21 protein-coding genes, 2 pseudogenes and 1 riboswitch are annotated in these 23,704 nt (G+C 71.6%); of the genes and pseudogenes, 15 read left to right on the top strand and 8 right to left on the bottom strand.

Features of this window, described 5'->3' with window-relative positions; all coding sequences use genetic code 11:
* Positions 1 to 98: 98 nt before the first annotated feature.
* The 3 genes from glyA to gcvT all read right to left on the bottom strand — a co-directional run bounded on the left by glyA (position 99) and on the right by gcvT (position 3,395).
* Positions 99 to 1,373, bottom strand: coding sequence for a serine hydroxymethyltransferase (glyA, locus tag AB8Z75_RS02995; protein WP_369199764.1), 1,275 nt, complete (start codon positions 1,371 to 1,373; stop codon positions 99 to 101).
* Positions 1,374 to 1,477: 104 nt separating this feature from the next.
* A complete protein-coding gene (gene gcvH / locus AB8Z75_RS02990) occupies positions 1,478 to 1,858 on the bottom strand; it encodes a glycine cleavage system protein GcvH (RefSeq protein ID WP_369199763.1) in 381 nt (126 codons plus the stop codon).
* A gap of 406 nt (positions 1,859 to 2,264) precedes the next feature.
* The gene (gene gcvT, locus AB8Z75_RS02985; protein ID WP_369199762.1) at positions 2,265 to 3,395 is read right to left on the bottom strand and encodes a glycine cleavage system aminomethyltransferase GcvT; all 1,131 of its coding nucleotides are present in this window, start codon (positions 3,393 to 3,395) and stop codon (positions 2,265 to 2,267) included.
* A gap of 173 nt (positions 3,396 to 3,568) precedes the next feature.
* Positions 3,569 to 3,724, bottom strand: a riboswitch (glycine riboswitch).
* Between the two features lie 363 nt (positions 3,725 to 4,087).
* Between gcvT and AB8Z75_RS02980 the strand changes: the two are divergent.
* Positions 4,088 to 4,624 (top strand): annotated as a pseudogene (locus tag AB8Z75_RS02980) (AAA family ATPase); the annotation flags it as partial.
* A gap of 390 nt (positions 4,625 to 5,014) precedes the next feature.
* Here AB8Z75_RS02980 and AB8Z75_RS02975 read toward each other — a convergent pair.
* Positions 5,015 to 5,494, bottom strand: coding sequence for a hypothetical protein (locus AB8Z75_RS02975; protein WP_369199761.1), 480 nt, complete (start codon positions 5,492 to 5,494; stop codon positions 5,015 to 5,017).
* Between the two features lie 314 nt (positions 5,495 to 5,808).
* Here AB8Z75_RS02975 and AB8Z75_RS02970 point away from each other — a divergent pair, with 314 nt between their 5' ends.
* The 10 genes from AB8Z75_RS02970 (at position 5,809) to AB8Z75_RS02925 (ending at position 17,223) form a co-directional block, all read left to right on the top strand.
* Entirely contained in the window at positions 5,809 to 6,612 is an 804-nt protein-coding gene (locus AB8Z75_RS02970; protein WP_369199760.1) for an enhanced serine sensitivity protein SseB C-terminal domain-containing protein, read from the top strand.
* 351 nt (positions 6,613 to 6,963) lie between these two features.
* A complete protein-coding gene (locus AB8Z75_RS02965; protein ID WP_369199759.1) occupies positions 6,964 to 7,755 on the top strand; it encodes an enhanced serine sensitivity protein SseB C-terminal domain-containing protein in 792 nt (263 codons plus the stop codon).
* Positions 7,756 to 8,070: 315 nt separating this feature from the next.
* Entirely contained in the window at positions 8,071 to 9,069 is a 999-nt protein-coding gene (locus tag AB8Z75_RS02960; protein WP_369199758.1) for an ABC transporter permease, read from the top strand.
* Between the two features lie 68 nt (positions 9,070 to 9,137).
* Complete coding sequence (locus AB8Z75_RS02955; protein WP_369199757.1) at positions 9,138 to 10,889, top strand: ABC transporter substrate-binding protein; 1,752 nt, start codon at positions 9,138 to 9,140, stop codon at positions 10,887 to 10,889.
* 151 nt (positions 10,890 to 11,040) lie between these two features.
* Positions 11,041 to 12,039 carry an ABC transporter permease gene (locus tag AB8Z75_RS02950; RefSeq protein ID WP_369199756.1) on the top strand — a complete coding sequence of 333 codons (999 nt, stop codon included), beginning with the start codon at positions 11,041 to 11,043 and terminating at the stop codon, positions 12,037 to 12,039.
* Between the two features lie 197 nt (positions 12,040 to 12,236).
* Positions 12,237 to 13,343: an ABC transporter ATP-binding protein gene (locus tag AB8Z75_RS02945; protein WP_369199781.1), complete on the top strand. Its 1,107-nt coding sequence runs from the start codon at positions 12,237 to 12,239 to the stop codon at positions 13,341 to 13,343.
* 28 nt (positions 13,344 to 13,371) lie between these two features.
* Positions 13,372 to 14,535 (top strand): ABC transporter ATP-binding protein, encoded by a 1,164-nt coding sequence (locus tag AB8Z75_RS02940; protein WP_369199755.1) that lies wholly within the window; start codon positions 13,372 to 13,374, stop codon positions 14,533 to 14,535.
* A gap of 323 nt (positions 14,536 to 14,858) precedes the next feature.
* Positions 14,859 to 15,575 (top strand): trimeric intracellular cation channel family protein, encoded by a 717-nt coding sequence (locus AB8Z75_RS02935; protein WP_369199754.1) that lies wholly within the window; start codon positions 14,859 to 14,861, stop codon positions 15,573 to 15,575.
* A 67-nt stretch (positions 15,576 to 15,642) separates the two neighbouring features.
* Entirely contained in the window at positions 15,643 to 16,509 is an 867-nt protein-coding gene (locus AB8Z75_RS02930; RefSeq protein ID WP_369199753.1) for a thioesterase family protein, read from the top strand.
* A 237-nt stretch (positions 16,510 to 16,746) separates the two neighbouring features.
* Positions 16,747 to 17,223 (top strand): Dps family protein, encoded by a 477-nt coding sequence (locus AB8Z75_RS02925; protein WP_369199752.1) that lies wholly within the window; start codon positions 16,747 to 16,749, stop codon positions 17,221 to 17,223.
* Positions 17,224 to 17,370: 147 nt separating this feature from the next.
* On the opposite strand, the gene hemC is transcribed toward AB8Z75_RS02925, so the two are convergent.
* The 3 genes and pseudogenes from hemC to AB8Z75_RS02910 all read right to left on the bottom strand — a co-directional run.
* On the bottom strand, positions 17,371 to 18,336 hold the full coding sequence (gene hemC / locus AB8Z75_RS02920) for a hydroxymethylbilane synthase (protein ID WP_369199780.1): 966 nt from the start codon (positions 18,334 to 18,336) through the stop codon (positions 17,371 to 17,373).
* Positions 18,329 to 18,472, bottom strand: a complete 144-nt coding sequence (locus AB8Z75_RS02915) for a hypothetical protein (protein ID WP_369199783.1) — start codon at positions 18,470 to 18,472, stop codon at positions 18,329 to 18,331. Before AB8Z75_RS02915 ends, hemC begins: the two co-directional genes overlap by 8 nt.
* Before the next feature lie 149 nt (positions 18,473 to 18,621).
* Positions 18,622 to 18,891: pseudogene (locus AB8Z75_RS02910) on the bottom strand (NUDIX domain-containing protein); the annotation flags it as partial.
* Here AB8Z75_RS02910 and AB8Z75_RS02905 point away from each other — a divergent pair.
* From AB8Z75_RS02905 to AB8Z75_RS02890, 4 genes are all read left to right on the top strand, one after another.
* A complete protein-coding gene (locus tag AB8Z75_RS02905; protein WP_369199751.1) occupies positions 18,890 to 19,420 on the top strand; it encodes a flavoprotein in 531 nt (176 codons plus the stop codon). The pseudogene AB8Z75_RS02910 and the gene AB8Z75_RS02905 overlap by 2 nt on opposite strands.
* A gap of 648 nt (positions 19,421 to 20,068) precedes the next feature.
* Positions 20,069 to 20,551, top strand: coding sequence for an NUDIX domain-containing protein (locus AB8Z75_RS02900; protein WP_369199750.1), 483 nt, complete (start codon positions 20,069 to 20,071; stop codon positions 20,549 to 20,551).
* A gap of 41 nt (positions 20,552 to 20,592) precedes the next feature.
* On the top strand, positions 20,593 to 21,192 hold the full coding sequence (locus AB8Z75_RS02895; RefSeq protein WP_369199749.1) for a hypothetical protein: 600 nt from the start codon (positions 20,593 to 20,595) through the stop codon (positions 21,190 to 21,192).
* A 330-nt stretch (positions 21,193 to 21,522) separates the two neighbouring features.
* On the top strand, positions 21,523 to 22,710 hold the full coding sequence (locus tag AB8Z75_RS02890; RefSeq protein ID WP_369199748.1) for a cysteine desulfurase family protein: 1,188 nt from the start codon (positions 21,523 to 21,525) through the stop codon (positions 22,708 to 22,710).
* A 274-nt stretch (positions 22,711 to 22,984) separates the two neighbouring features.
* Here the strand turns inward: AB8Z75_RS02890 and AB8Z75_RS02885 are convergent, their stop codons facing one another.
* A complete protein-coding gene (locus tag AB8Z75_RS02885) occupies positions 22,985 to 23,614 on the bottom strand; it encodes an N-acetylmuramoyl-L-alanine amidase (RefSeq protein WP_369199779.1) in 630 nt (209 codons plus the stop codon).
* Positions 23,615 to 23,704 lie beyond the last annotated feature (90 nt).

Raw genomic sequence — 23,704 nt, 5'->3', positions numbered from 1 at the left:
GCGCGGGGTGGCACGGGCGGGTGCCGGGTGCCCGGCGGGGCCGGCCCGAACCCCGGCCGCCGAAGCGTCCGGGGCGGGGCCGGGCCCGCGGCGGAGTGCTACTTGCCCAGACCCGGGTACAGCGGGTGCTTGTCCGCGAGGGCGGAGACCCGCGCGGCGAGGGTCTTGCTCTTCGCCTCGTCGAAGCCCGGCAGCAGGGCTTCGGCGATGACGTCGGCGACCTCGGTGAAGTCCTCGTCCTGGAAGCCGCGGGTCGCCAGCGCGGGCGTCCCGATGCGCAGTCCCGAGGTCACCATGGGCGGCCGGGGGTCGTTGGGGACGGCGTTGCGGTTGACCGTGATGCCGATCTCGTGCAGCCGGTCCTCGGCCTGCTGTCCGTCGAGTTCGCTGTGGCGCAGGTCGACGAGGACGAGGTGGACGTCGGTGCCGCCGGAGAGGACGGAGACGCCCGCGTCCGTGGTGTCCTGGCGCAGGAGGCGCTCCGCGAGGATGCTCGCGCCGGACAGGGTGCGGCGCTGGCGGTCCTTGAACTCGTCGGAGGCCGCGACCTTGAAGGCGACGGCCTTCGCGGCGATCACGTGTTCGAGCGGGCCGCCCTGCTGTCCCGGGAAGACCGCCGAGTTGATCTTCTTGGCGTGCTCCTTCTTCGAGAGGATCACACCGCCGCGCGGGCCGCCGAGCGTCTTGTGCGTGGTCGTGGTCACCACGTCCGCGTACGGCACCGGGCTGGGGTGCAGGCCCGCGGCGACGAGACCGGCGAAGTGCGCCATGTCGACCATCAGCAGCGCGTCCACCTCGTCCGCGACGCGGCGGAACGCGGCGAAGTCGAGCTGGCGCGGGTAGGCGGACCAGCCCGCGACGATCAGCCGCGGACGGTGCTCCTTGGCCAGCCGCTCGACCTCCTCCATGTCGACGCGGCCGGTCTCCTCGTCGACCTTGTACGCGACGACGTTGTACAGCTTGCCGGAGAAGTTGATCTTCATCCCGTGCGTGAGGTGCCCGCCGTGCGCCAGGTCCAGGCCCATGATCGTGTCGCCCGGCTTGAGCAGCGCGAACATCGCCGCGGCGTTGGCCTGGGCGCCCGAGTGCGGCTGCACGTTGGCGGCCTCCGCGTCGAACAGCGCCTTGACCCGGTCCCTGGCCAGGGTCTCGACGACGTCGACGTACTCGCAGCCGCCGTAGTAGCGGCGGCCCGGGTAGCCCTCGGCGTACTTGTTGGTGAGTACCGAACCCTGCGCCTCCATCGAGGCGACCGGGGCGAAGTTCTCCGAGGCGATCATCTCGAGGGTGGACTGCTGACGGTGGAGTTCGGCGTCGACGGCGGCGGCGACGTCGGGGTCGACTTCGTGGAGAGAGCCGTTCAGAAGCGACATGGAAGAACCATCCCTGGGGAAAATGGCGGGCGGGCAAGCTGCCTCGGGTGACCGAGGCCGGCCTCGGCCCACCCGGGACCGAGGCCGAGGCCGGGACCTGAGCCTCAGGCGCCTGAGGCGAAGGTGGCGTACTCGTCGGCCGAGAGCAGGTCGTCCGGCAGCTCGGAGACCTTCACCTTGAACAGCCAGCCGCCCTCCAGCGGGGCGGAGTTGACCAGCGCGGGATCGTCCACGACGTCCTGGTTGACCTCGGTGACCTCGCCGGAGGCGGGGGAGTAGAGGTCGCTGACGGACTTGGTGGACTCCAGCTCGCCGCAGGTCTCGCCTGCGGTGACGTCCTCGCCGACCTCGGGAAGCTGGACGAAGACCACGTCGCCGAGCGCGTTCGCGGCGTGCTCGGTGATGCCGACCGTCGCCACGCCGTCCTCGGCGTGCGACAGCCACTCGTGCTCCTTGCTGTAGCGGAGCTGCTCGGGGTTGCTCATGGGTCGATTCTCCCGGATGCGGTAGGTGGGAAGGAAAGCGGTCTTGGCAGGTGAACACTGGGCACCGCCGCGGGGCCGCTGAGCCCGTACGGCGGGGCCCGGCGGGGTGCGGTACCCCGGGCGGGCCCGGGCGGATGGCGACCCGGACGGACGCGGGCCGATGCGGCCGGGACCGTCCGGCCCGCGCTCGCGGCACGCGCCCGGCCCGCGCTGGTGGCACGCGCCCGGCGCGCTGGTGGCGCACGCTGGTGGCACGTGCGGACCGCGCCCGCGGCGCACGCCTGACGCGCCGGCGGTTCGGCGGTTCGGCGCGTCGGCGGGCCGTGCCGGTCACGTTCGCACGCACGCCGGTCCGGGTCCGCGGGACGCGCGCCGGGCACGCCGTCCGTGCGCGGGCGGCCGTGCGCTAGCCGCGCTTGTAGAAGGGCAACGCGACGACCTCGTACGGTTCGTGGGAGCCGCGGATGTCGACGGCCACGCCCTCCGTGCCCGGGGCCGCGACCGCCGCGTCCACGTACGCCATCGCGAGCGGCTTGCCCAGCGTGGGCGACGGCGCGCCCGAGGTGACCTCGCCCACGACGGAACCGTCCGAGGCGACCACCGGGTAGCCGGCCCGCGGCACCCGCCGGCCCTCGGCGACGAGCCCCACCAGCTTCCGCGGCGGCGCGTCCTCGGCCTTCCGCGCAGCCGCGGCCAGCGCGTCCCGGCCCACGAAACGCCCCTCGTTGGTGGTCTTCTCGAACTTGACGATCCTGCCCAGGCCCGCGTCGAAAGGCGTCAGCGACGTGGACAGCTCGTGCCCGTACAGCGGCATGCCCGCCTCCAGGCGGAGAGTGTCGCGGCAGCTGAGCCCACACGGCACCAGGCCCGCGTCCTCGCCGGCCGCGGTCAGCGCCTCCCACACGGCCACGGCGTCCTCGGTCGCGACGAACAGCTCGAAACCGTCCTCACCGGTGTACCCCGTACGGGCGATGAGCGCGGGCTTGTCCGCCACCACGTCGCGCTCGCCCGCGTAGTAGCGCAGGCCGTCGACGTCGAAGGCCGTCAGCTGCTTGAGGATGCCGGCGGCGGCCGGGCCCTGGACGGCGATGAGGGCGTACTTGTCGCGGTCGTCGCGCACCTCGGCGCCGAAACCGTCCTGCCGCTCGCGCAGCGCGTCCAGCACCGTCTGCGCGTTCGCCGCGTTCGCGACGACCAGATACTCCTGGTCGTCCAGCCGGTAGACGATCAGGTCGTCGAGGATGCCGCCACTCTCGTCGCAGATCATGGTGTAGCGGGCACGGCCCACGGCCAGCTTGGAGAGGTTGCCGACCAGCGCGAAGTCGAGCAGCTGCGCGGCCTGCGGCCCGGTGAGGGTGATCTCGCCCATGTGGGAGAGGTCGAAGAGCCCGGCGGCGGAGCGCACGGCGAGGTGCTCCTCGCGCTCGCTGCCGTAGCGCAGCGGCATGTCCCAGCCGGCGAAGTCGGTCATGGTGGCGCCCAGGGCACGGTGCGTGGCGTCCAGCGCGGTCGTGCGGGTGGCCGATGGGTCGGTCATTCAGGCTCCCAGGTCCCGGAGAGGGGTGTGACGCGGATGTCCTCCCCATCTGTCATCGGAACCTGAGAGGTTCGCCGACAGCCCCGCCGGAAGGCGGAGCGCGGCTTGCACCTTGGGTGGAACCACCGGCCCGCACAGAGCATGAGAGACGGTGGTCCGCTTTTCAGATCTGCCTCGCCCGCACGGTAACGGGGCCTGAGAGATTCAAGGGAGGATCTTGCTCCTTCGGCGCCCTGGCGTGCGACGACGCGTCCCGCTCGCGGGCCCTCGGTACTGCCCTGCTCGCGGTTTCGCGCTCTGCTCGCCGGGGACTCTCCCGCGCGGGTTCGAACGGCCGGTATGCAGTTGGTCCGCACATCATCGCACGGGTGAGCGGGCTGTGGCTGCCCCTGAGCGGAAGCCGTTCGCCTTGAATCGCATTACCTTTTCTTTACACTTGGCAGGAGTGGCGGCCGGGCCGCCGCCTCGGGGAGGGGAGAGCTGTGGGCAGCCTGTGCGGTGCTGAGGTGACACCGGTGAGCGCCGGGGCGAGGTGGAAGGACACGCCTTCGCGCACGGCCACACGTGCGGTCACGCGTACGGCGTCGCCGGCGGCCGTGCACAGAGGGACGCCCGGGCCCGGACGCGCGGAGGCGGGCCCCTGCCACGGCGCGCGCACCACGCTCCGCCACGACCTGCGCGACAGCGCCGCACCGCGCACGCTGCGCTACCGCGCCGGGGACGTCGTCGTCGTCTCCGGCCTGCCGGGCGGCGGGAAGTCCACCCTGATGCGGGCGGCGGTCACGCAGCGCCCCGAGGTGGTGCGCGTCGACTCCCAGGACACCCGCGAGCGCTGGGAGCGCCGCCTGCCCGACTGGCTGCCCTACGGCCTCTACCGACCCCTCGTCCGGGTGGCGCACTACGCGGGGCTGCGCGCGGCGCTGGCCTCCGGCGCCTCCGTGGTGGTGCACGACTGCGGCACGCAGACCTGGGTGCGCCGCTGGCTCGCCCGGGACGCGCTGCGGCGGGGCCGGGCGCTGCACCTGCTGCTGCTCGACGTCTCACCGCAGGACGCGCTGGCCGGGCAGGCGGCGCGCGGCCGTGGCGTGTCCGGTTACGCCTTCCGCCGCCACCTGCGCGCCGTGCGCAGGCTGCGGGCCGCTGCCGAGGGCGGGCGGCTGCCGCGCGGCTTCGCGTCCTCGGTCCTGCTGGACCGGCGTGCGGCGCAGGCCCTGCGGGCGGTCTCCTTCGCCCCGCTGCCGGCCGCCGTCCCGCTGTCCGTCACGGCCCACGTCCGACCGGCGCCGCGGCCTCTTCCGGCGCCGCGGTCCGTGCCGGTTCCGCGGCCCGTGTCGGCTCCGCGGTCCGTGTCAGCTCCGCGGCCCGTGCCGGTTCCGCGGTCCGTGTCGGTTCCGCGCTCCTTTCCGGCCCCGCCGGCACCTGCCCCGCAGTCGGCACCGGCCGCGCAGTCGGCCCCGGCCCCGCAGTCGGCACCGGCCGCGGGGCCGGCAGCCCCGGCGTAGCGGCGTCAAGGGGGCGGGGGAGGAGCGCCCGCGGGCCCGCCGCACCCAGGAGGGCGGCGGGCCCGCGGACGGGGGACATGCCGGAGCGGTCGGCCGGCTCCGGCGGGCGGCTGCGGCTCAGCGGCCCTGTTCGGGGGTGAGGGGCTTGTTCGCCTGTCCGGGCGCCGCGTTCTCAGCGCCGGGCTTGGCGGCCTCCGCCGCCGGCTTGCCCGGGGCCTGCTTGGCGGGGGCCTGCGGCTTCGCCGCCTCCTTGGGGGCCTGGGCCGGCTGGCCGGGCTTGCCCGGCTTCTGGGTCTGCTTGCCGGGCGCCTGCTCCTGGGAGGGCTGCTTCGGCTGCTGCTGTTCCTTGGGGAACTGCGGCTGCGCGGGCTTGTCCTGGTCGGAGGGGTTCTGTTGCGGCTTGGTGGGCTTGGCCGTCGCGTCCTGCTGGTCCTGGGAGTCCGGGTCCTCCGAAGGGCCGGGCTTGGCCTGGGCGCCCGCCGTGTGCCCCGGGGAGTGGTCGGCGGGCGCGGCGGACGCGGCACCCGCCGCGCCGATGGCGAGCGAGCCGGCCAAGGAGACGGTGACGGCCGCGGCGGTGATCCTGTTCACGCGCATGTGCTTTCCTCCAGTCAGCGTGCCGGTCGGCACGTAGTGGGACGTTCTCCACTTTTCGGCCACCCTCCACGGAACGCAACCGGAGCGTCGCCGTACGTGTCACCCGGCCCCCCCCGCGTGGAGCGGAGCGGTGCGCCGCGCTGAGCGCCACCCCCCAAGGCTTCACCGTGCGTACCCCCGGGCGCGGCGCCGCCCGTGACACCCGCCGTCTCACGCGGGCGCCGCACGCGAGGCGACGGGTGCGCCCGGGACGCTGCCGGCGGTCCGGCCCCGGGCCCACGGGCAGCGCGCGGACGATGGATAGGCTGGTGCGCATGACAGTTCCCTCGCAGCCCCAGCAGCCGCAGCCGCAGCACTTCGGCCCAGGGCATGGGGGCGGCTGGCCCGGCAACGAGCTGGAGGAAGCCCTCGCCGCCTCGCTTCAGGTGCCGCACGCGGGGGCCCGGCTGCTGGAGGTGCTCGGCCGGTCCAGCGTGTGGGTCCCGCTGCCGGAGGGCGGCAGCCGTCAGAGCCGGGAACTTGACCTGCCCACCATCGAGTTGGACGGCTCGGTCTACGTGCCGGTCTTCAGCTCCGAGGAGCAGTTCCTCCAGGTCGTCGGCGCCCACGTCGGCTTCACCATCGCCCCGGCGAGGGAGTTCGCGCGCGGCCTTCCGCCGGGTGTGGGCATCGCGGTGAACCCGGACGGCACGGTCGGGGTGCCGCTGCCCGCTCAGGCGGTGGCCGAGCTGTGTGCCAACACGTCCACCGAGCAGGCCGCCGCGGGGGTCGCACGGGGTGCGCGGGTACGGCTGTTCGAGCCGGACTGGCAGGACGATCCGCTCGCGTTCCTGGCCGCCGCGTCGGCCGAGTTCGCGGCTCTGACGTTCGTACGCTCAGCGCGCAGAGGGCTCGCCAGCGTCGAGGGCGAGGATCCGGCGCTGTTCGTCGGCATAGAACTCGACCTGCTGGAGCCCGAGTCGCGGCAGGCGGCGCACGAAGCGCTGGGCAGAGCACTGCATCAGGCGCAGGTGCGCTGGCCGGTCCAGATGGTGCTGCTGGACGCGGCGAACGACCCGGTCGTGGACTGGATGCGGCAGTGCGTACGCCCCTTCTACGACCGCGAGGCCCGAGTCTGACGGGTTCGACAGTCTGACGAGTTCGACAGTCTGACGGGTTCGACCCGGCGGGGCGCCGAGGCGGGACAGGCGCCGGCCGGGGCCGTGGCCGGGGACCGGGGGACCAAGACGTACGAGGGCCCGGGAAGCCGCGGACTCGGGAATCCGCGGACTTGGGAAGCCGCGGGCCCGGGAAGCCGGGGCTGAGCGGCCAAGAGAGCTGAGGGGAAGTACGCAGCCCGGCGTGGGTCCGGGTACGGGGGCGGACTGAGGAGGAGTACCGATGTCCCGTCCCCCTCTTAAGCTGGTTGGATAGCGGTGCGGAGCGACGAGACGGGCAGGGACGGCGTCAGTGGTGGAAGGGCGGCCCAGGTGAGCGCGGGTGAAAGCGTCGATCAGCTCCTGCGGCGGGTCTCGCCGGGGGCGTACGACACCTTCGAGAGCTATGAAGCCCTCCTCCAGGCGCTCGCGGGCAGCCGGCTGTGGATGCTGCTGTGGAACGGGCAGGCCGGTTCGCCTGACGCGCAGTACGGCAACATGGAAGTGGCCGGGTACGGCTACGCGCCCTGTGTGACCTCGGTGCAGGAGTTGGCGGCGTCGGGCTGGAGCCGCGCGCACGAGGTCGTCGGCGGCCGGGACATCGCCGCGGCCCTCTTTCCCGACCGCTGGGGGATCTGGCTGAATCCGCACGCTCCCGGTGGCGGCGTCGGCATCCCGTGGCTGGATCTGCGGCGCGTCGCCGTCGGCCTCGACCAGCTGCCCGCCGGGCCGCTGAGCATCGGCGAACCCACCCTGGAGATCCCGCAGTTCTACGCGCTGCTGACGCAGAACGCGCACCACACCCCCGCCGTGCGCTCGCTGCGCCGCGCCTGGGTGCGGCCCGCGCTGGGTGTGCCGTATCTGGCCATCGGGCTGGAGCTGTACGACAGCAGTCCTGCCTCCGTGGAGACGGCGCGGCGGATGATGGCCCAGTCGGTGGCCGCCGTCCCCGACGGGCTGCCGGTCTCCAGCGTGGCCATGGCCGACGACTATGATCCGGTGGCGATGTGGCTGCGCCGCCAGTCGCGCCCCTTCTTCGACCGTGACGCGCAGCCGCGCACGGGATACGGCGCTCCGGGGCCCCACGTCGGTGGTTTCGGTTACGGCTATCCGCGGCCTTTCTGAAAAGCGTCGCCTGCTGCCGAGAACCGCTGCCCCGAGACCGTCCAGATCAGGACATAAGTGCTGGTCAGGCACCGCTCAACGTCAACTCCCGTCCGCATAACGGAACATGACGCGTCACATCACAGTTGCGCATCCTTTCACGAGGAGGTCTGGCGACTGATCGTGACCGCGATGAAGACTCCCGAGCCATGAGCCACAGGGAGGCCGGGCGCCGGCCTCCCAGCGGAACGGCTCGCGAACGTCCTTCAAACTTCGACCGCTACAGCGGTGTGCGTGGACTGGTCAACTGCCGGTCGAGAAGGGGTCCCCACCACGATGACGGCACCACTGCACGAGGAGACACCCGCGGGAACCGCGGCCGTGGAGCCAGCCCCCAGCAAAGCCGAAACGGCGATCGAGGGCCGCTCACTCGGCCGGATCGCCTGGGAGCGGCTCAAGCGCGACAAAGTGGCGCTGATCGGCGGCTTCATCGTGCTGCTGCTGATCCTGGTCGCCATCTTCGCGCCCCTGCTGACCGCGCTGCTCGGGCAGTCACCGAACGAGCGCCACGAGGACCTGATCGACCCGCTCTTCAGTACCCCCAAGGGCGGTCTCGGCGGGATGTCGGGCGAGCACCTGCTGGGTGTCGAGCCGGTCAGTGGCCGCGACATCCTCGCCCGCATCATCTACGGCGCGCGCGTCTCGATCCTCGTCGGCTTCCTCTCCGCGATCGTCGCCGTCGTCTTCGGCACCCTTCTCGGTACGCTCGCCGGCTACTTCGGTGGCTGGCTGGACGCGGCCATCAGCCGCGTGATGGACATGCTGCTGGCCTTCCCGCAGCTGCTGTTCATCATCTCCCTGATCTCCGTCATGCCGAACAACCTGCTGGGACTGACCGGTACGGGGGTGCGGCTGCTGGTGATGATCATGGTCATCGGCTTCTTCGGCTGGCCCTACATCGGCCGTATCGTCCGCGGCCAGGTGCTCTCGCTGCGCGAGCGGGAGTACGTCGAGGCCGCCCGCAGCCTGGGCGCGGGGCGGGGCTACATCATCGGCAAGGAGCTGCTGCCCAACCTGGTCGCGCCGATCACCGTCTACATGACGCTGATGATCCCGACCAACATCCTCACCGAGGCCGCGCTCAGCTTCCTCGGCGTGGGCGTCAAGCCGCCGACCGCCTCCTGGGGCTCCATGCTCTCGGACGCGGTGCGGTACTACGAGTCCGACCCGATGTACATGATCATTCCTGGTGTCGCCATCTTCATCACCGTGCTCGCCTTCAACCTCTTCGGCGACGGCGTACGCGACGCACTGGACCCCAAGGGGACCCGTTGACCCCCCCTTCCAGACCCCGGCTCCGCCCAGCTCGTGCGGGCCGTGACCTACTACGGAGGTTGCGAGACGTGACAACCCTACGCACATCGAGGCGCCGACTGGCCGCGGTGTCGGCCGTCGCCGCCGCGACGCTGCTGGCCACCTCGGCCTGCGGCGGCGGCGACAGCGACAGCGGGGGCGGCGGCGAGTACAACGCGGGCGTCAACAAGGTCGCCAACGCCTCGAGCAAGAAGGGCGGGACCCTGAAGTTCGTCGGCGTCCAGGACGGCGACTCCTGGGACACCACCCGCATGTACTACGGCTTCGCCTTCGACTTCGCCCGGTACTACAGCCGCACGCTGGTGAGCTACAGCCCCAAGCCGGGCCAGAAGAGCCTGGACCTCCAGCCGGACCTGGCCACCGACAAGGCGGAGATATCCGACGACGGCAAGGTCTACAAGTACACGCTGAAGGACGGCCTGAAGTGGGAGGACGGCAAGCCGATCACCTCCCAGGACGTCAAGTACGGCATCCAGCGCCAGTGGGCGCAGAAGACCCTCTCCGGTGGCCCCACCTACATCAAGGACGTCCTCGACCCGGACGGCAAGTGGAAGGGCCCCTACGAGGAGAAGAGCGACTTCGAGGGCATCAAGACGCCGGACAAGAAGACCATCGAGTTCCACCTGCCCGAGCCCAACGGTGACTTCGAGCAGATGCTGGCGATGCCCACCAACTCGCCGGTGCGCGAGGACAAGGACACCAAGTCCAAGTACACGCTGCACCCCTTCTCCTCGGGTCCGTACAAGTTCAAGTCGTACACCCCGAACAAGTCGCTGCTCCTGGTGCGCAACAAGCACTGGGACCGCAGCGGCGACCCGCTGCGCAAGGCCCTGCCCGACAAGATCAAGGTCACCCTGCTGACCAACCCGGAGGACCGCGACAAGCGCCTGCTCAACGGGGACGCGGACCTCGACCTCAACCAGCGGGGCATGGGGGTCGCGGGCCGGCAGCAGGCCCTCAAGCAGCACAAGGGCAACGTCGACAACCCGCAGACCGGGTTCATCAACTACGTGGCCTTCCCGCAGAGCGTGAAGCCGTTCAACAACATCCACTGCCGCAAGGCCGTCATCTACGGCACGGACCACAAGTCGGTCCAGACCGCACGCGGTGGCCCGACCGCGGGCGGCAAGCTCGCCACCAACATGCTGCCGCCCACCATCCCGGGTCACGACGAGAGCTACGACCCGTACGGGATCAAGAAGAACGGCGGCGAGCCCGACGTGGCCAAGGCCAAGGCGGAGCTGAAGAAGTGCGGCAAGCCGAACGGCTTCTCGACCACGCTCGCCGTCCGTAACACCGACAGCGCCGACGTGAAGTCGGCCGAGTCGATCCAGGCCTCGCTGAAGAAGATCGGCATCAAGATCGAGATCGACCAGTACGACGGCGCCCAGAGCTCCTCGATCGCCGGCAACCAGGCGAAGGTCAAGAAGGAGGGCTACGGGATGATCCTCCACGGCTGGGGCCCGGACTTCCCGAGTGGCCAGGGCTACGGGGTCGAGCTGTTCGACAGCCGCAAGATCCGGGACAACGGCAACAACAACATGGCCCTGGTCGACAACCCGAAGATCGACCAGAACATCGACGAGGCCATCGCCGAGCTCGACCCGGAAAAGGCCGCCGAGAAGTACGGCGAGGTCAACAAGAAGGTCATGGAAGGCGCCCACTACCTGCCGTTGACCTACCTCAAGGTCGTCCAGTGGCGCTCGGACCGGCTCACCAACGTCTACGCGTCCGACGCCTACAGCGGCTGGTACGACTTCGCGTCCATCGGCGTCAAGTGACCCGCAAGGTCACCGCAACCGCCACCGACATCACCATCTGACGGCGCCACCCGCCGCTGGCACGAAGGGCAGGTGAAGGCCGCCGCGGTGGCCCGGCCGCCGACTCCCGGACCGGGAGCGGGCCGGGCCGCCGCAGGGCGGCCGGAGAGCAGTGCTCACATACTTCATCAGGCGGCTGTTCGCCGTCGCAGTGATGCTGGTCGTCATCGTTCTGGCGGTCTTCTGCATCTTCTTTCTGATCCCCAAGTGGGCGGGCATCGACCCGGCCACCATGTACGTCGGCAAGCAGGCCGACAAGGAGAGCGTCGAGGCCGTACGCGAGAAGCTCCAGCTCGGCGATCCGGTCTTCGTGCAGCTCTTCGAGTTCTTCAAGGGCCTGTTCGTCGGACGCGAGTACACGGGTGGCGGAAGCACCACGCACTGCGGGGCGCCCTGCTTCGGCTACTCCTTCCGCACCGAGCAGGAGATCTGGCCGGTCCTGACCAACCGGTTCCCGATCACGTTCTTCCTGGCGCTGGGTGCGGCCGTCATCTGGCTGCTCATCGGGCTGACCGTCGGCGTGCTCTCCGCGCTCAAGCGCGGCTCCCTGTGGGACCGGCTGGCCATGACGGGTGCGCTGGCCGGCGTCTCGCTGCCCATCTACTTCACCGGCCTGATCGCGCTCACGATCTTCGCCTACCAGCTCGACCTGGTGAGCAACACCTTCACCGAGTTCGGCGAGGACCCGGCCAAGTGGTTCAGCGGCATGATCCTGCCCTGGATCACCCTCGCCTTCCTCTTCGGCGCGATGTACGCGCGGCTGACCCGCGCCACCATGCTGGAGGTGATGGGTGAGGACTACATCCGCACGGCGCGCGCCAAGGGGCTCCAGGAGCCCGTCGTCATCGGCAAGCACGCCATGCGCTCCACCATGACGCCCGTTCTGACACTCCTCGGTGTCGACCTCGGTGCCCTGATGGGCAGCGCGATCCTGACCGAGACCACCTTCAGCATCCCCGGACTCGGCCAGGCCGTCCTCAAGGCGATCACCGACCGCGACCTGCCGCTGATCCTGGGCGTCACCCTCATCACCGCAACCGCCGTGGTCATCGCGAATCTCGTCGTGGACCTGCTGTACGGCGTGATCGACCCACGAGTGAGGCTGGGATGACCGACCACGAGCACCGGTCCCACGAGGACGCGAAGCCGGACACCGCCGAAGCCCGCAAGGCCGACGTCTCCAAGGCCGAAGCCTCCAGGGCTGACGTCTCCAAGGCCGACGTCTCCAAGGCCGACGTCTCTAAGGCCGACGCGGCCAACGCAGGGGAGGCGCCGCGGAATGCCGTGCCCGACACCGTCGACGAAGGTCTGACCGAGGCGGGCACCCTGACCGAGGCGGGCACGGCCCTCGGCGAGGCCACGCAGGCCAAGGAACCGCCCACCGCGTTCCTGGAGGTCCGCGACCTGCGGGTGCACTTCCCCACGCAGGACGGTCTGGTCAAGTCCGTCGACGGCCTCTCCTTCACCCTGGAGAAGGGCAAGACCCTCGGCATCGTCGGCGAGTCCGGATCCGGCAAGTCCGTCACCTCGCTCGGCATCATGGGGCTGCACACCGTCGGCCAGTACGGCAGGCAGCGTCCCCACCTGTCCGGGGAGATCTGGCTGAACGGCCAGGAACTGCTCACCGCGGACCCCGACAGCGTGCGCAAGCTGCGCGGTCGCGAGATCTCCATGATCTTCCAGGACCCGCTCTCCGCGCTGCACCCCTTCTTCACCGTCGGCCAGCAGATCGTCGAGGCGTACCGCGTCCACCACGACGTGGACAAGAAGACCGCGCGCAGGCGTGCCGTCGAACTCCTCGACCGGGTCGGCATCCCCGAGCCGGGCAAGCGGGTCGACAGCTACCCGCACGAGTTCTCCGGCGGCATGCGCCAGCGCGCCATGATCGCCATGGCGCTGGTCAACAACCCCGAACTCCTGATCGCCGACGAGCCGACCACGGCACTCGACGTCACCGTCCAGGCGCAGATCCTCGACCTGATCCGGGACCTGCAGAAGGAGTTCGGCTCGGCCGTCATCATCATCACCCACGACCTGGGCGTCGTCGCCGAACTCTCCGACGACATCCTGGTGATGTACGGCGGCCGGTGCGTGGAGTACGGCGCGGCCGAGCAGGTCTTCTACGAACCGCAGCACCCCTACACCTGGGGGCTGCTCGGCTCCATGCCGCGCATCGACCGGGACCGGGCCGAGCGCCTCATCCCCGTCAAGGGATCGCCGCCCAGCCTCATCAACGTCCCCGCAGGCTGCGCCTTCAACCCGCGCTGCCCCTACGCGGACGTCCCCAAGGGGGGCATCACCCGCACCACGCGGCCCGAGCTGAGCGAGGTGAAGCCCGGGCACCTGTCCGCCTGCCACATGGCGCAGGAGGACCGGGAGCGCATCTGGAACGAAGAGATTGCCCCGAAGCTGTGAGCTTTCAGTGAGTGAGGACGACGAGCCGATGACGAACCCCGCGAAAACCCCGGGTGAGGGCTCCGAGCCGCAGACACCCGCCTCGGACGCGGCCGGCGCCGGCGCCGAGCCCGGCGCCCTGGGCACCCTCACCGAGCCGCGCGAGGGCGAACCGCTGCTCAAGGTCAGCGGCCTCAAGAAGCACTTCCCCGTCACCAAGGGCCTCCTCAAGAGGCAGGTCGGCGCCGTGCTCGCCGTCGACGGCATCGACTTCGAGGTCCGGGCCGGCGAGACGCTCGGCGTGGTGGGGGAGTCGGGCTGCGGCAAGTCCACGATGGGCCGCCTGATCACCCGGCTGCTCGAACCCACCGCGGGCAAGGTCGAATTCGAGGGGCGGGACATCACGCACCTGGGGGTGAGCGCGATGCGGCCGATGCGCCGCGACGTGCAGATGATCTTCCAGGACCCGTACTCCTCACTGAACCCCCGCCACACGGTCGGCTCGATCATCAGCGCGCCGTTCAAACTCCAGGGGGTGCAGCCCGAGGGCGGGGTCAAGAAGGAGGTCCAGCGGCTGCTGGGCGTGGTCGGGCTCAGCCCCGAGCACTACAACCGCTACCCGCACGAGTTCTCCGGCGGACAGCGCCAGCGCATCGGCATCGCCAGGGCGCTCGCGCTCAGCCCGAAGCTGGTGGTGGCCGACGAGCCCGTCTCGGCGCTCGACGTCTCCATCCAGGCGCAGGTCGTCAACCTCCTCGACGACCTCCAGGAGGAGCTGGGGCTCACCTATGTGATCATCGCCCACGACCTGTCCGTCATCCGGCACGTCTCGGACCGGATCGCGGTGATGTATCTGGGCAAGATCGTCGAGATCACCGACCGGCAGTCGCTGTACGACACGCCCATGCACCCCTACACGCGGGCGCTGCTGTCCGCGGTGCCGGTGCCGGACCCGCGCCGCAAGGCCGCCGGGGGCCGGGAGCGGATCCTGCTCCAGGGCGACGTGCCCTCGCCGATGAACCCGCCGTCGGGATGCCGGTTCCACACCCGGTGCTGGAAGGCGACCGAGATCTGCCGGACCAAGGAGCCGCCGCTCGTCTCGCTGGCTCCCGGCCACCAGACCGCGTGCCACCACCCGGAGAACGCCCCGGACCAGGAGCCCGGCGACACGAAGCTGCTGCGCACGGCCGCTCCCGTCAAAGAACCGCGCTGACGCGCTCGTCCCCGATCGCCCGGCGGGTGGCTGACGAGCCGGCCACCCGCCGCGGGCCTCCGGCCGGCTACACGCCGTGGGCCTCCCGCCGACCACCCGCCATGGGCCTCCCGCTGGCCACACGTCGGCCTTCGGCCGGCAACACGCCCGCCTCCCGTCGGCCTCCCGCCGACCACACGTCGGCCTCCGGCCGGGAGGTGCGCCAGGCGATCGAGGACCGGGGTGTCTGAGGGGGGCGGAGCCTCCCGGGAGACGGGAAGGCGCGGGGCAGGGCACGCTCCACCCACCGCGACCACCCCCGCCCGGGCGGTACAAAGGTGCCCGTGGACTCCCTCTTCAGCCCCTCACTCCAGCACTGGCTGGACCTCGCCGGCATCTTCGTCTTCGCCATCTCCGGCGCGCTCCTCGCGGTCCGGCGCAACTTCGACGTCTTCGGCATCGCCGTCCTCGCCGAGGTCACGGGGCTGGGCGGCGGGCTCTTCCGCGACGTCGTCATCGGCGCCGTGCCGCCGGCGGCCTTCACCGATCTCGGCTACTTCCTCACGCCTCTCCTCGCCACGGCCCTCGTCTTCTTCCTCCACCCCGAGGTGGAGCGCATCAACAAGGCGGTGAGCGTCTTCGACGCGGCCGGCCTCGGCCTCTTCTGCGTGACCGGCACCCTCAAGGGGCACGAGTACGGGCTCAGCCTGACGTCGTCCGTCGTGATGGGCCTGGCGACGGCCGCCGGGGGAGGGGTGCTCAGGGACGTCCTGGCCAACGAGGTGCCCTCGCTGCTGCGCTGGGACCGCGAGGTCTACGCGGTGCCCGCCATCGTCGGCTCCAGCGCGGTGGCACTGCTCATCCACCTCGACCAGGTGCGGCCCACCACCACGGTGGGCGCCGCGCTGCTGGCGTTCGTCCTGCGGCTGCTGGCCCTGCGCTACAACTGGCGCGCCCCGCGCGCGTGGCACCGCAGGAGTGCCACGGTGGACACCCAGACGCCGAACGGGGAGAGCCCCAGGGAGCCCGAAAACGGTGGCCGCCAGGTCGGCGGCGGCTGACCCGGCGTCCGTCCGCCCACCCCGGGCGTGCCTACCCACTGGTAACAAGGCGGTGTACGGTGCCTCCATGTCCGACGCTCTCTCTCAGGCCACCGCGGCAGCCGACCCGACGGCCCCCACCTCCACCACCAGCGAGTTCGACCGCGACACCGTGGTCCGCACCCGCGAGCCGGGCGTCCACGAGACGCTGCTGGCGCCGGGCTGGGCGATAGGCAAGGCCCTCAACGGCGGCTACCTGCTGGCCGTCCTCGGCCGGGCGCTGCGCCAAGCGCTCCCGCACCCGGACCCGTTCACCATCACGGCCCACTACCTGACCGCCACGGTCGCGGGTCCCGCCACCATCCGCACGGACGTCGCCCGCAGCGGCCGTACCGTCTCCACGGCCTCCGCCGGCCTCTACCAGACGGACGAGCGGGGCGCTGAGGTCGAACGCATCCGCGTCCTGGCCACCTACGGCGACCTCGACGCACTGACGGACGACATACGCACCAGTGCCCACCCGCCCGCCATGCCGCCTCGCGAACAGTGCTTCCGCTCCACCGACCACCCGGACGGCGCCGCCGCCGTCCCCGAGATGGGGCACCGGCTCGATCTGCGGCTCGACCCGCAGACCTGCGGCTGGGCACTCGGAGCGCCCAGCATGCGCGGCGAGATGCGCGCCTGGCTCGCCCTCGCGGACGGCCGCGACCCCGACCCGCTCTCCCTGCTGATGACGGTCGACGCGCTGCCGCCCACCGGCTTCGAGTTGGGCCTCACCGGCTGGCTGCCCACCGTCGAACTCACCGTCCACGTCCGTGCCCGCCCGGCACCAGGACCGCTCCGCGTCGCCGTCACCACCCGCAACCTGGCGGGCGGCTTCCTGGAGGAGGACGTGGAGGTATGGGACAGCGCCGACCGCCTGGTGGCCCAGTCCCGCCAGCTCGCACGCGCATAGCGGAACACGCGCGTAGGCCGCTACGCGCATAGCGGGACACGCGCATAGCGGGACACGCGCATAGCGGGACACCCGCATAGCGGGACATGCGCGTAGCGGGACACGCGCGTAGCGGCATATGCACGTAGGCCAGCGGGGGCACCGGAGCCCGCCACCAGCGGTCACCGGCGCCCCCGTCGTCCGCGGGTGTTTACGGTGTGACCGAAACGCCACTCTCCGAGAGAAAGCGACGCAAAAGTGACCTACACAGTCAAAAGCACGCTTCCGGAGCCGGACCTCAAGACCGTCGCCGCGGCACTGCGGGGCACGCTGCTGGACCTCATCGACCTCTCCCTCGTCGCCAAACAGATCCACTGGAACGTGGTCGGCCCCCGCTTCCGCTCCATCCACCTCCAACTCGACGAGGTCGTCGACACCGCCCGCCAGTACTCCGACACCGTCGCCGAACGCGCCTCGGCGCTCGGTATCAGCCCCGACGGCCGTTCCGCCAGCGTCGCCGAAGGCAGCGCCCTCGACACCGTCCCCGAGGGCTGGCTCCCCGACAACGACGCCGTCCGCACCATGGTCGACGCCCTCGGCGCCGTCATCGCCAAGTCCCGCGAGCGCATGAAGGCCGTCGGCGAGGTCGACCCGGTCACCGAGGACGTCTTCATCTCCCTCACCGGCGACCTGGAAAAGGAACACTGGATGTTCCAGGCGGAGAACCGCGCCTGAGCCCCCCCCGGGGGGGCCGTGAGCGGCTCGGGGCTGGGGCGACGGTCGCGTCGAGGCTGCCCGCGGATGGCCGGTGACCGATCCGCCCTGGCCGGGTCGCGGTGCCCAGGGGTGGGCACTCGTCGCACCGGGCCGGGAGCCGGGCGCTCAGTGGGGGATGCCGTCGATGAGGTCGCGGGCGTCCTGGCGCAGCAGTTCGGCGCAGACGCGGGAGCCGAGGGTGCCGGGGTCGTTGGAGGTATCGCCCCAGATGTGGGCGTGGGCGAACTTGCTGCCGTCGCGGGAGAAGACCATGCCGCGCAGGGACAGTTGTCCGTCGGGGCCGGTGACGCAGTGCCCGGCGATGGGGCTGTTGCAGTGTCCGCGCAGGCCGTGGAGCATGACGCGCTCGGCGGTCGCCTCGTTCTGGGTGGCCGGATGGTTCAGCCGCTCCAGCAGGCCGGCCACGGGACTGTCGTCGCGGCGGCACTCCAGCGCCAGGACTCCGGCGCCGACGGCGGGCAGGATCTCGTCGGTGCCGAACTCGTAGACGATGCGGTCGGTCAGCTGGAGGCGTTCGAGGCCGGAGCGGGCCACGATCATGGCGTCCGCGTGCAGGTCGCCCTTCTTCCCGTCGAGCTTGTCCAGGCGGGTGCCGACTGCTCCGCGTACCCGGATGACGTTCAGGTCGGGGCGGACGGCGAGGATCTGCGCTGTGCGGCGGACGGCGGTGGTGGCCACGGCCGCGCCCGGCGGGAGGTCGCCGAGGGACTTGGCGGGTGAGCCCTCGGGCATGACCAGGACGTCACGCACGTCGGCCCGCGGCAGCATCGCGGCGAAGACGAGCCCCTTGGGCATGGGCTCGTCGCCGGGGACGTCCTTGAGGCAGTGGACGGCCATGTCGATGTCGCCGCGCTGAAGCTGCTGGTCGATGGCCTTGACGAACAGGCCCTTCCCGCCGAGCTGGGCGAGGTCGCCGTGCCAGCGGTCGGCCTCCGTGGTGGTCGGCACGGCCTCGATCGTGAGCTCGGGGTGCAACTCGCGCAGCAGTGTCGAGACGTGCTCGGTCTGCGCCATGGCCATGGGGCTGGAGCGTGTGCCGATCCGCAGGACACGCTCGGGGAAGTCAGACATGGGCGGCTCTCTCTTCCGGTCGGTGTTCGAGGTAGACGGGTAGGGGCCCGGCGCAGGCCGCGGTGAGGCGGGCCGCGTGCCGCTCGTGGAGCAGTTGCACGGCCATCTCCAGCCGGACCCAGCGGGAGTCGGCCATCTCCTCGCGCTGGGGGCGATGCGGCGGTTCTCCTGCGGTGCGAGGGGCCGTGTGGCGAACAGCAGTGCCAGGCGGGAGCGGCGATCGCGGTGCGGGGCAGGGCCCACTCCGCAGCGAGCAGCGAGCAGCGAGCAGCGAGCAGCGAGCAGCGTGCCCGCTGCCAGGTCGAGGGACAGCTCCTCGCACAACTCCCGCCGCAGTGCCTCGCGCGGAGTCTCGCCCGCTTCAACGAGCCCGCCGGGCAGACGCCACGGGGCACCCGGGTGGCGCCGTCCGCGACCCTTTGGAAGCCGAACGGCTCGCCCCGCAAGAGGTCGCCCGTCCCTCCGTCGTTCGCTTGGTGGGGCAGCTTCTGGAGCTTGCGCCAAGGCCCGGACCTGAGTTGCGTGGTCTCGCGCAACGATGTGGACTCCCCGCATGACACAGCCAGTGCTCTACCTGATCGCGTGTGCGGCCGGTCCCGCCCAGCACATCGGCGAGGGCGTTCGCGCTGCACAAGCTGACGGGTGGGACACCTGTCTGATCCTCTCCCCAACGGCCGCGAGATGGTGGGGGCAGCGCACGGCCGAGTTGGAGGAGCTGACCGGGCATCCAGTGCGGCATCGGTACACGCTGCCCGGCGAGTCAGGGGGGCTGCCGAAGGCGGATGCGATGCTCGTTGCTCCGCTCACGACGACGAGTGCGTGTAAGTGGGCGGCAGGGATCACCGACACCGTGGCGCTGGGCATTCCGGCGGAAGCCGTACACATGGGCGTGCCCGTCGCCGCGGCACCGTTCTGGAGCACGGCGCTCGGAGCACAGCCGGCAGTGACCCGGGCCGTAGAGGTGCTGCGGGAACAGGGTGTGCGCGTGGTGTTCACCCCGGGTGAGCCGCACCCGCCGAGGCAGGGCAAGGGCGCGGCCTACTCGTGGGAGGCCGCGCTCGAAGCGCTGGTCAGCGAACGCTGATCGCGTCCGAAATGCGTACGGTTCTGATCTGTCGCACCCAGGTGCGCTTGGTCGCCGTGTGGGACGGGCAGTCGCCTTCCGGTAAGGGCGGCGGCACCGCCGACACCGTGGAACAGGCCCGGGCCGCGGGCGTGGACGTGATCGTCGTGTGGCCCGGGGGAGCAAGCCGGAAGGGTTGAGCACCACCAGGTGTGCGGTATGGCTACGCCGGTGGGCGGCGGTCGAGGCGGATGAGGGGGGTGTCGGCGTGGTGATCGCCCTCGCAGGGGGTGGGGGCCTGGCACGCGAAGCCGCGGTCCCGGCAGTGCCGGCAGCCGTGGGGTGCGGCCACGCTCTCGCCCGCGCCGTGGTCGGAGACGTAGAGGGCGCCTCCGTGTACCGTCCCGGTCCCTCCGCAGCCACGGCACAGCTGGTGCGGCCCCAAGCAGCTCATCGGTTGCCTCACCCGGCCAGGCCGCTGCCGCCGTACGGGCCGCGCCGCTGTTGTTCCTCACTCACCGTGGACACCTCCCCTCCGAGCGTAGAGGCGACACGGGGCTCGCGGACCCGGTTCGGTAAGACACGTGCGCGGCGGCGGCCCGTTGGCGTTCAGGCTCGTGCGGGTGGAGGATCGTGGCCTTGGTGTCCACTGCTGACGGGAGACGGGGGATGAGGCAGTTGGCCGCCCGCGCTTGGCGGAGTCTGCGGGGGTCGTGGCAGTGGCGTCTGCTCTGGCTCGCGCACGCGAAGTTCATGGTCGGGGTGACCGGCGTGGTGCGGGACGAGGAAGGGCGGGTGCTGTTGCTGCGGCACCGGCTGTGGCCGCAGGAGAGGCCCTGGGGGCTGCCGACCGGGTGCGCGGCCCGGGGCGAGGAGTTCACGCAGACCGTGGTGCGCGAAGTGCGGGAGGAGACCGGTCTGCACGTGCGTACCGGGGCGCTCGTGCGGCTGAGGAGCGGCTACCGGCTCCGTGTCGAAGTGGCGTACGAGGCCGTGTGCGTCGGCGGCACTCTCCGGATCGATCCGATGGAGATCCTCGAGGCGCGCTGGTTCTCTCCGGACGCCCTGCCCGACGGGCTCCAGGAGTCGCACCGCGAACTGATCTCGGGGGCCGGGCCGACGCCGTCCGCGCAGCCGGGCACCGTCCGCTGAAAGTCCCGTAGGCTCCGCGACGCCCGTGCGAGGATGCGGCCATGGCAACCGCACCCGCACATGTGCCCGTCTTCCACATCCGCCAGAAGGTCACCTTCGCGGTCAACCGCTACCGGGTCATGGCGGCCGGGCCCGACGGCTCGGAAGGGGAGCTGCTGGCCTTCGCCCAGCAGAAGCGGTTCAAACTGAAGGAAGAGGTCACCTTCTACGCGGACGACTCGCGCACCCGCGCGCTGTTCTCCTTCAAGGCGCGCAACGTGCTGGACGTCAGCTCCGGGATCGACGTCCTCGACGCGGACGGCCGCCCGATCGGCTACTTCAAGAAGGAGTTCGCCAAGAGTCTGCTCCGCTCGACGTGGACGCTCGCCGCGGGCGGCTCGGAGGCGCGCGGTCAGGAGCGCAGTCAGCTGATCGCGGTCGTGCGCCGGGTGTGGAAGGTTCTGCCGTGGGTGGGTGACCTTCCCGGACCCTTCCCCTTCCACTTCGACTTCGTCGACACCGGCAGCGGACAGCCCGTACTCAGCAGCCAGAAGCGGGCGGGCCTGCGGGACCGCTACGTCGTCACGGTGCCCGACGAGCGCCTCGACTTCCGGGTGGCGGCGGCGCTGGGCGTGGCGCTGGACGCCCTCCAGTCCCGCTGAGCGCCCACCTGCGCCCGCCTCACCGGTGCTGCACGACCCCCCGGGTGGCTTTCGACACCCCGTTCTGAGGTCGCGTTCCGACGTCCCGTTCCGAGGTCGCGTTCCGACGTCCGTTCTGAGGTCGCGTTCCGAGGCCCCGCTTCGAGGCTCCGCTTCGAGGCCCCCGCTTGAAGGTCGCGTTCCGAGGTCGCGATCTGTCCGGCGGGGGCGGGTGCCCGCCGCGGCGCGGGCCGCGGTGCGCGGCCCGCGCGGTCGCGCCCCGGCGCCCGCGCGGGTCCGCTTCCACGCGCCGGTCGTGCGCCCCGCGGCGGACCGTAGAATCGGATCACCATGGCTGACACCGCCCACCCCGCCTATCTCGATCACGCCGCCACCACCCCCATGTGGCCCGAAGCGGCGCGGACGATGACCGAGCAGCTCACGGTCGTCGGTAACGCATCCTCTCTGCACGGAGCCGGGCGGCGGGCGCGGCGCACGGTGGAGGAGTCACGCGAGTCCTTGGCCGCGTCCCTGGGCGCCCGGCCCAGTGAGGTCGTCTTCACCGCTGGCGGTACGGAGGCGGACAACCTGGCCGTGAAGGGGCTCTACTGGGCGCGCCGGGGCCAGGACGCGCGGCGTACCCGGGTGCTGGCCAGCCCCGCCGAGCACCACGCGGTGCTCGACGCCGTCGAGTGGCTGGCCGAGCACGAGGGGGCCCGCCTGGAGTGGCTGCCGGTCGACTCGTACGGGAGAGTACGTCCGCAGGCGCTGCGCGAGGCCATCGAGCGGGACCCTTCCGATGTCGCGCTGGCCACCGTGATGTGGGCGAACAACGAGATCGGCACCGTGACGGACGTGCGGGCGCTCGCCGAGGTAGCGGCGGAGTTCGAGGTGCCGTTGCACTCCGACGCCGTGCAGGCGTTCGGTCAGCTGGACGTCTCCTTCGCCGCCTCGGGACTGGCCGCGATGGCGGTCACCGGGCACAAGATCGGTGGTCCTTACGGGGTCGGCGCGCTGCTGCTGCGCCGCGAGTTCGCGCCGGTGCCGTTGCTGCACGGCGGGGGGCAGGAGCGGCACGTACGCTCGGGCACCCTCGACACCCCGGCCGTCGCCGCGTTCGCGACGGCCGCCCGCCTGTCCTTCGAGCGGCGGGAGGCGTTCGTCGGGGAGGTGGGCGCGCTGCGGGACGCGCTGGTGGCGGGCGTGCGGGACGCCGTACCCGACGCGGTGCTCAACGGCGATCCCGATCCGGCCGGGCGGCTGCCCGCCAACGCCCACTTCTCCTTCCCCGGGTGCGAGGGGGACTCGCTGCTGCTGCTCCTCGACGCGCAGGGGATCGAGTGTTCGACGGGTTCCGCCTGTACGGCGGGTGTGGCGCAGCCCAGCCACGTGCTGCTGGCCACCGGCACCCGGCCGGAGCTGGCCCGGGGCACCCTGCGCTTCTCGCTGGGGCACACCTCCACCAAGGCGGACGTGGAAGCGCTGGCCGAGGCGATCGGGCCCGTCGTCGCGCGGGCGCGCAGCGCGGGCCTGAGCTGACCGCCGCGCCGGGGCCGCCGCCCGTCGCCCCTACCGCTTCCCGCCACCCCTCCCGGCGGGGCCTTCTCCCGTCACGGGCACCGACGGGGCCGCTTCCGGTCACCCCTCCCGACGGACCGCCTCCCGTCACGGGCACCGGCGGGGCCCTCTCCCGTCACGGGCACCGACGGGGCCGCCTCCCGCCACGGGCACCGGCGAGGCCGCCCTCCCGCCACGGGCCCGGCCGACGCGTCGCCTCCCCGCCACCGGTTCCGGGTGACGCGCCGCCTCCCCGTCACCGGTTCCGGAGGGTGCTCTCCACCTTCATCTGGGCCTGGACCATCCGCATGTACTTGTCCCAGTCCCAGTGCCTGCCCGGGTCCGTGTGGTCGGCTCCGGGCACCTCGTTGTGGCCGATGATGTGCTCGCGGTCGGCGGGGAACTTGTAGCGGGTGCAGATGCCCGCCGTCAGCTTGGCGGAGGAGCGGTACATCTCGTCCGTGAAGTCCTGCGGCTGGTCGATCCAGCCCTCGTGTTCGATCCCGATGCTGCGCTCGTTGTACTCCTTGTTCGCCGCGTGGAAGGCGACGTCCAGTTCGCGGATCATCTGTATGATCTGCCCGTCCTGGCAGACGATGTAGTGCGCCGCCGCCCGGTGCTCCGGGTTCCGGAAGACCTTCACGGCAGCCGCGGCGCTGCCCTGGGTGACGTGCACGATCACCCGGTCGATCCCGTAGTCGGCGGGCCGGTCCCCGCGGCGCATGTTCGCGTCGGCGGCGGCCACCCACCGGGCGCGGGAGTCGTCGACCTGGCCTTCCATCCGGGGCGTGCTGTTCCCCGGCACCCGCCACCACCAGCGTTTGAGCTCCTGCTGGGTGGCCACGCCCAGCACGCCGAGGCCGACGGCGGTGGTGCCGGCGATCAGGAATCTGCGCCGGGCCACGCCCCGCGACCGCTGCCCGCCGGGGCCCGGCTCGCCGGGGCCCCGCCGGCCCCCCGGACCGCTGTCCGTGCC

The sequence above is a fragment of the Streptomyces sp. PU-14G genome (genome assembly GCF_041028275.1).
Classification (GTDB): Bacteria; Actinomycetota; Actinomycetes; order Streptomycetales; family Streptomycetaceae; genus Streptomyces.
This window is presented reverse-complemented; position numbering and strand designations above follow the sequence as displayed.

Bases quoted from the DNA above. Each gene is read 5' to 3' on its own strand.
- glyA (WP_369199764.1), bottom strand. From the start codon at position 1,373: ATGTCGCTTCTGAACGGCTCTCTCCACGAAGTCGACCCCGACGTCGCC.
- gcvH (WP_369199763.1), bottom strand. From the start codon at position 1,858: ATGAGCAACCCCGAGCAGCTCCGCTACAGCAAGGAGCACGAGTGGCTG.
- gcvT (WP_369199762.1), bottom strand. From the start codon at position 3,395: ATGACCGACCCATCGGCCACCCGCACGACCGCGCTGGACGCCACGCAC.
- AB8Z75_RS02975 (WP_369199761.1), bottom strand. From the start codon at position 5,494: ATGCGCGTGAACAGGATCACCGCCGCGGCCGTCACCGTCTCCTTGGCC.
- AB8Z75_RS02970 (WP_369199760.1), top strand. From the start codon at position 5,809: ATGACAGTTCCCTCGCAGCCCCAGCAGCCGCAGCCGCAGCACTTCGGC.
- AB8Z75_RS02960 (WP_369199758.1), top strand. From the start codon at position 8,071: ATGACGGCACCACTGCACGAGGAGACACCCGCGGGAACCGCGGCCGTG.
- AB8Z75_RS02940 (WP_369199755.1), top strand. From the start codon at position 13,372: ATGACGAACCCCGCGAAAACCCCGGGTGAGGGCTCCGAGCCGCAGACA.
- AB8Z75_RS02930 (WP_369199753.1), top strand. From the start codon at position 15,643: ATGTCCGACGCTCTCTCTCAGGCCACCGCGGCAGCCGACCCGACGGCC.
- hemC (WP_369199780.1), bottom strand. From the start codon at position 18,336: ATGTCTGACTTCCCCGAGCGTGTCCTGCGGATCGGCACACGCTCCAGC.
- AB8Z75_RS02915 (WP_369199783.1), bottom strand. From the start codon at position 18,472: ATGGCCGACTCCCGCTGGGTCCGGCTGGAGATGGCCGTGCAACTGCTC.
- AB8Z75_RS02905 (WP_369199751.1), top strand. From the start codon at position 18,890: ATGACACAGCCAGTGCTCTACCTGATCGCGTGTGCGGCCGGTCCCGCC.
- AB8Z75_RS02900 (WP_369199750.1), top strand. From the start codon at position 20,069: ATGAGGCAGTTGGCCGCCCGCGCTTGGCGGAGTCTGCGGGGGTCGTGG.
- AB8Z75_RS02895 (WP_369199749.1), top strand. From the start codon at position 20,593: ATGGCAACCGCACCCGCACATGTGCCCGTCTTCCACATCCGCCAGAAG.
- AB8Z75_RS02890 (WP_369199748.1), top strand. From the start codon at position 21,523: ATGGCTGACACCGCCCACCCCGCCTATCTCGATCACGCCGCCACCACC.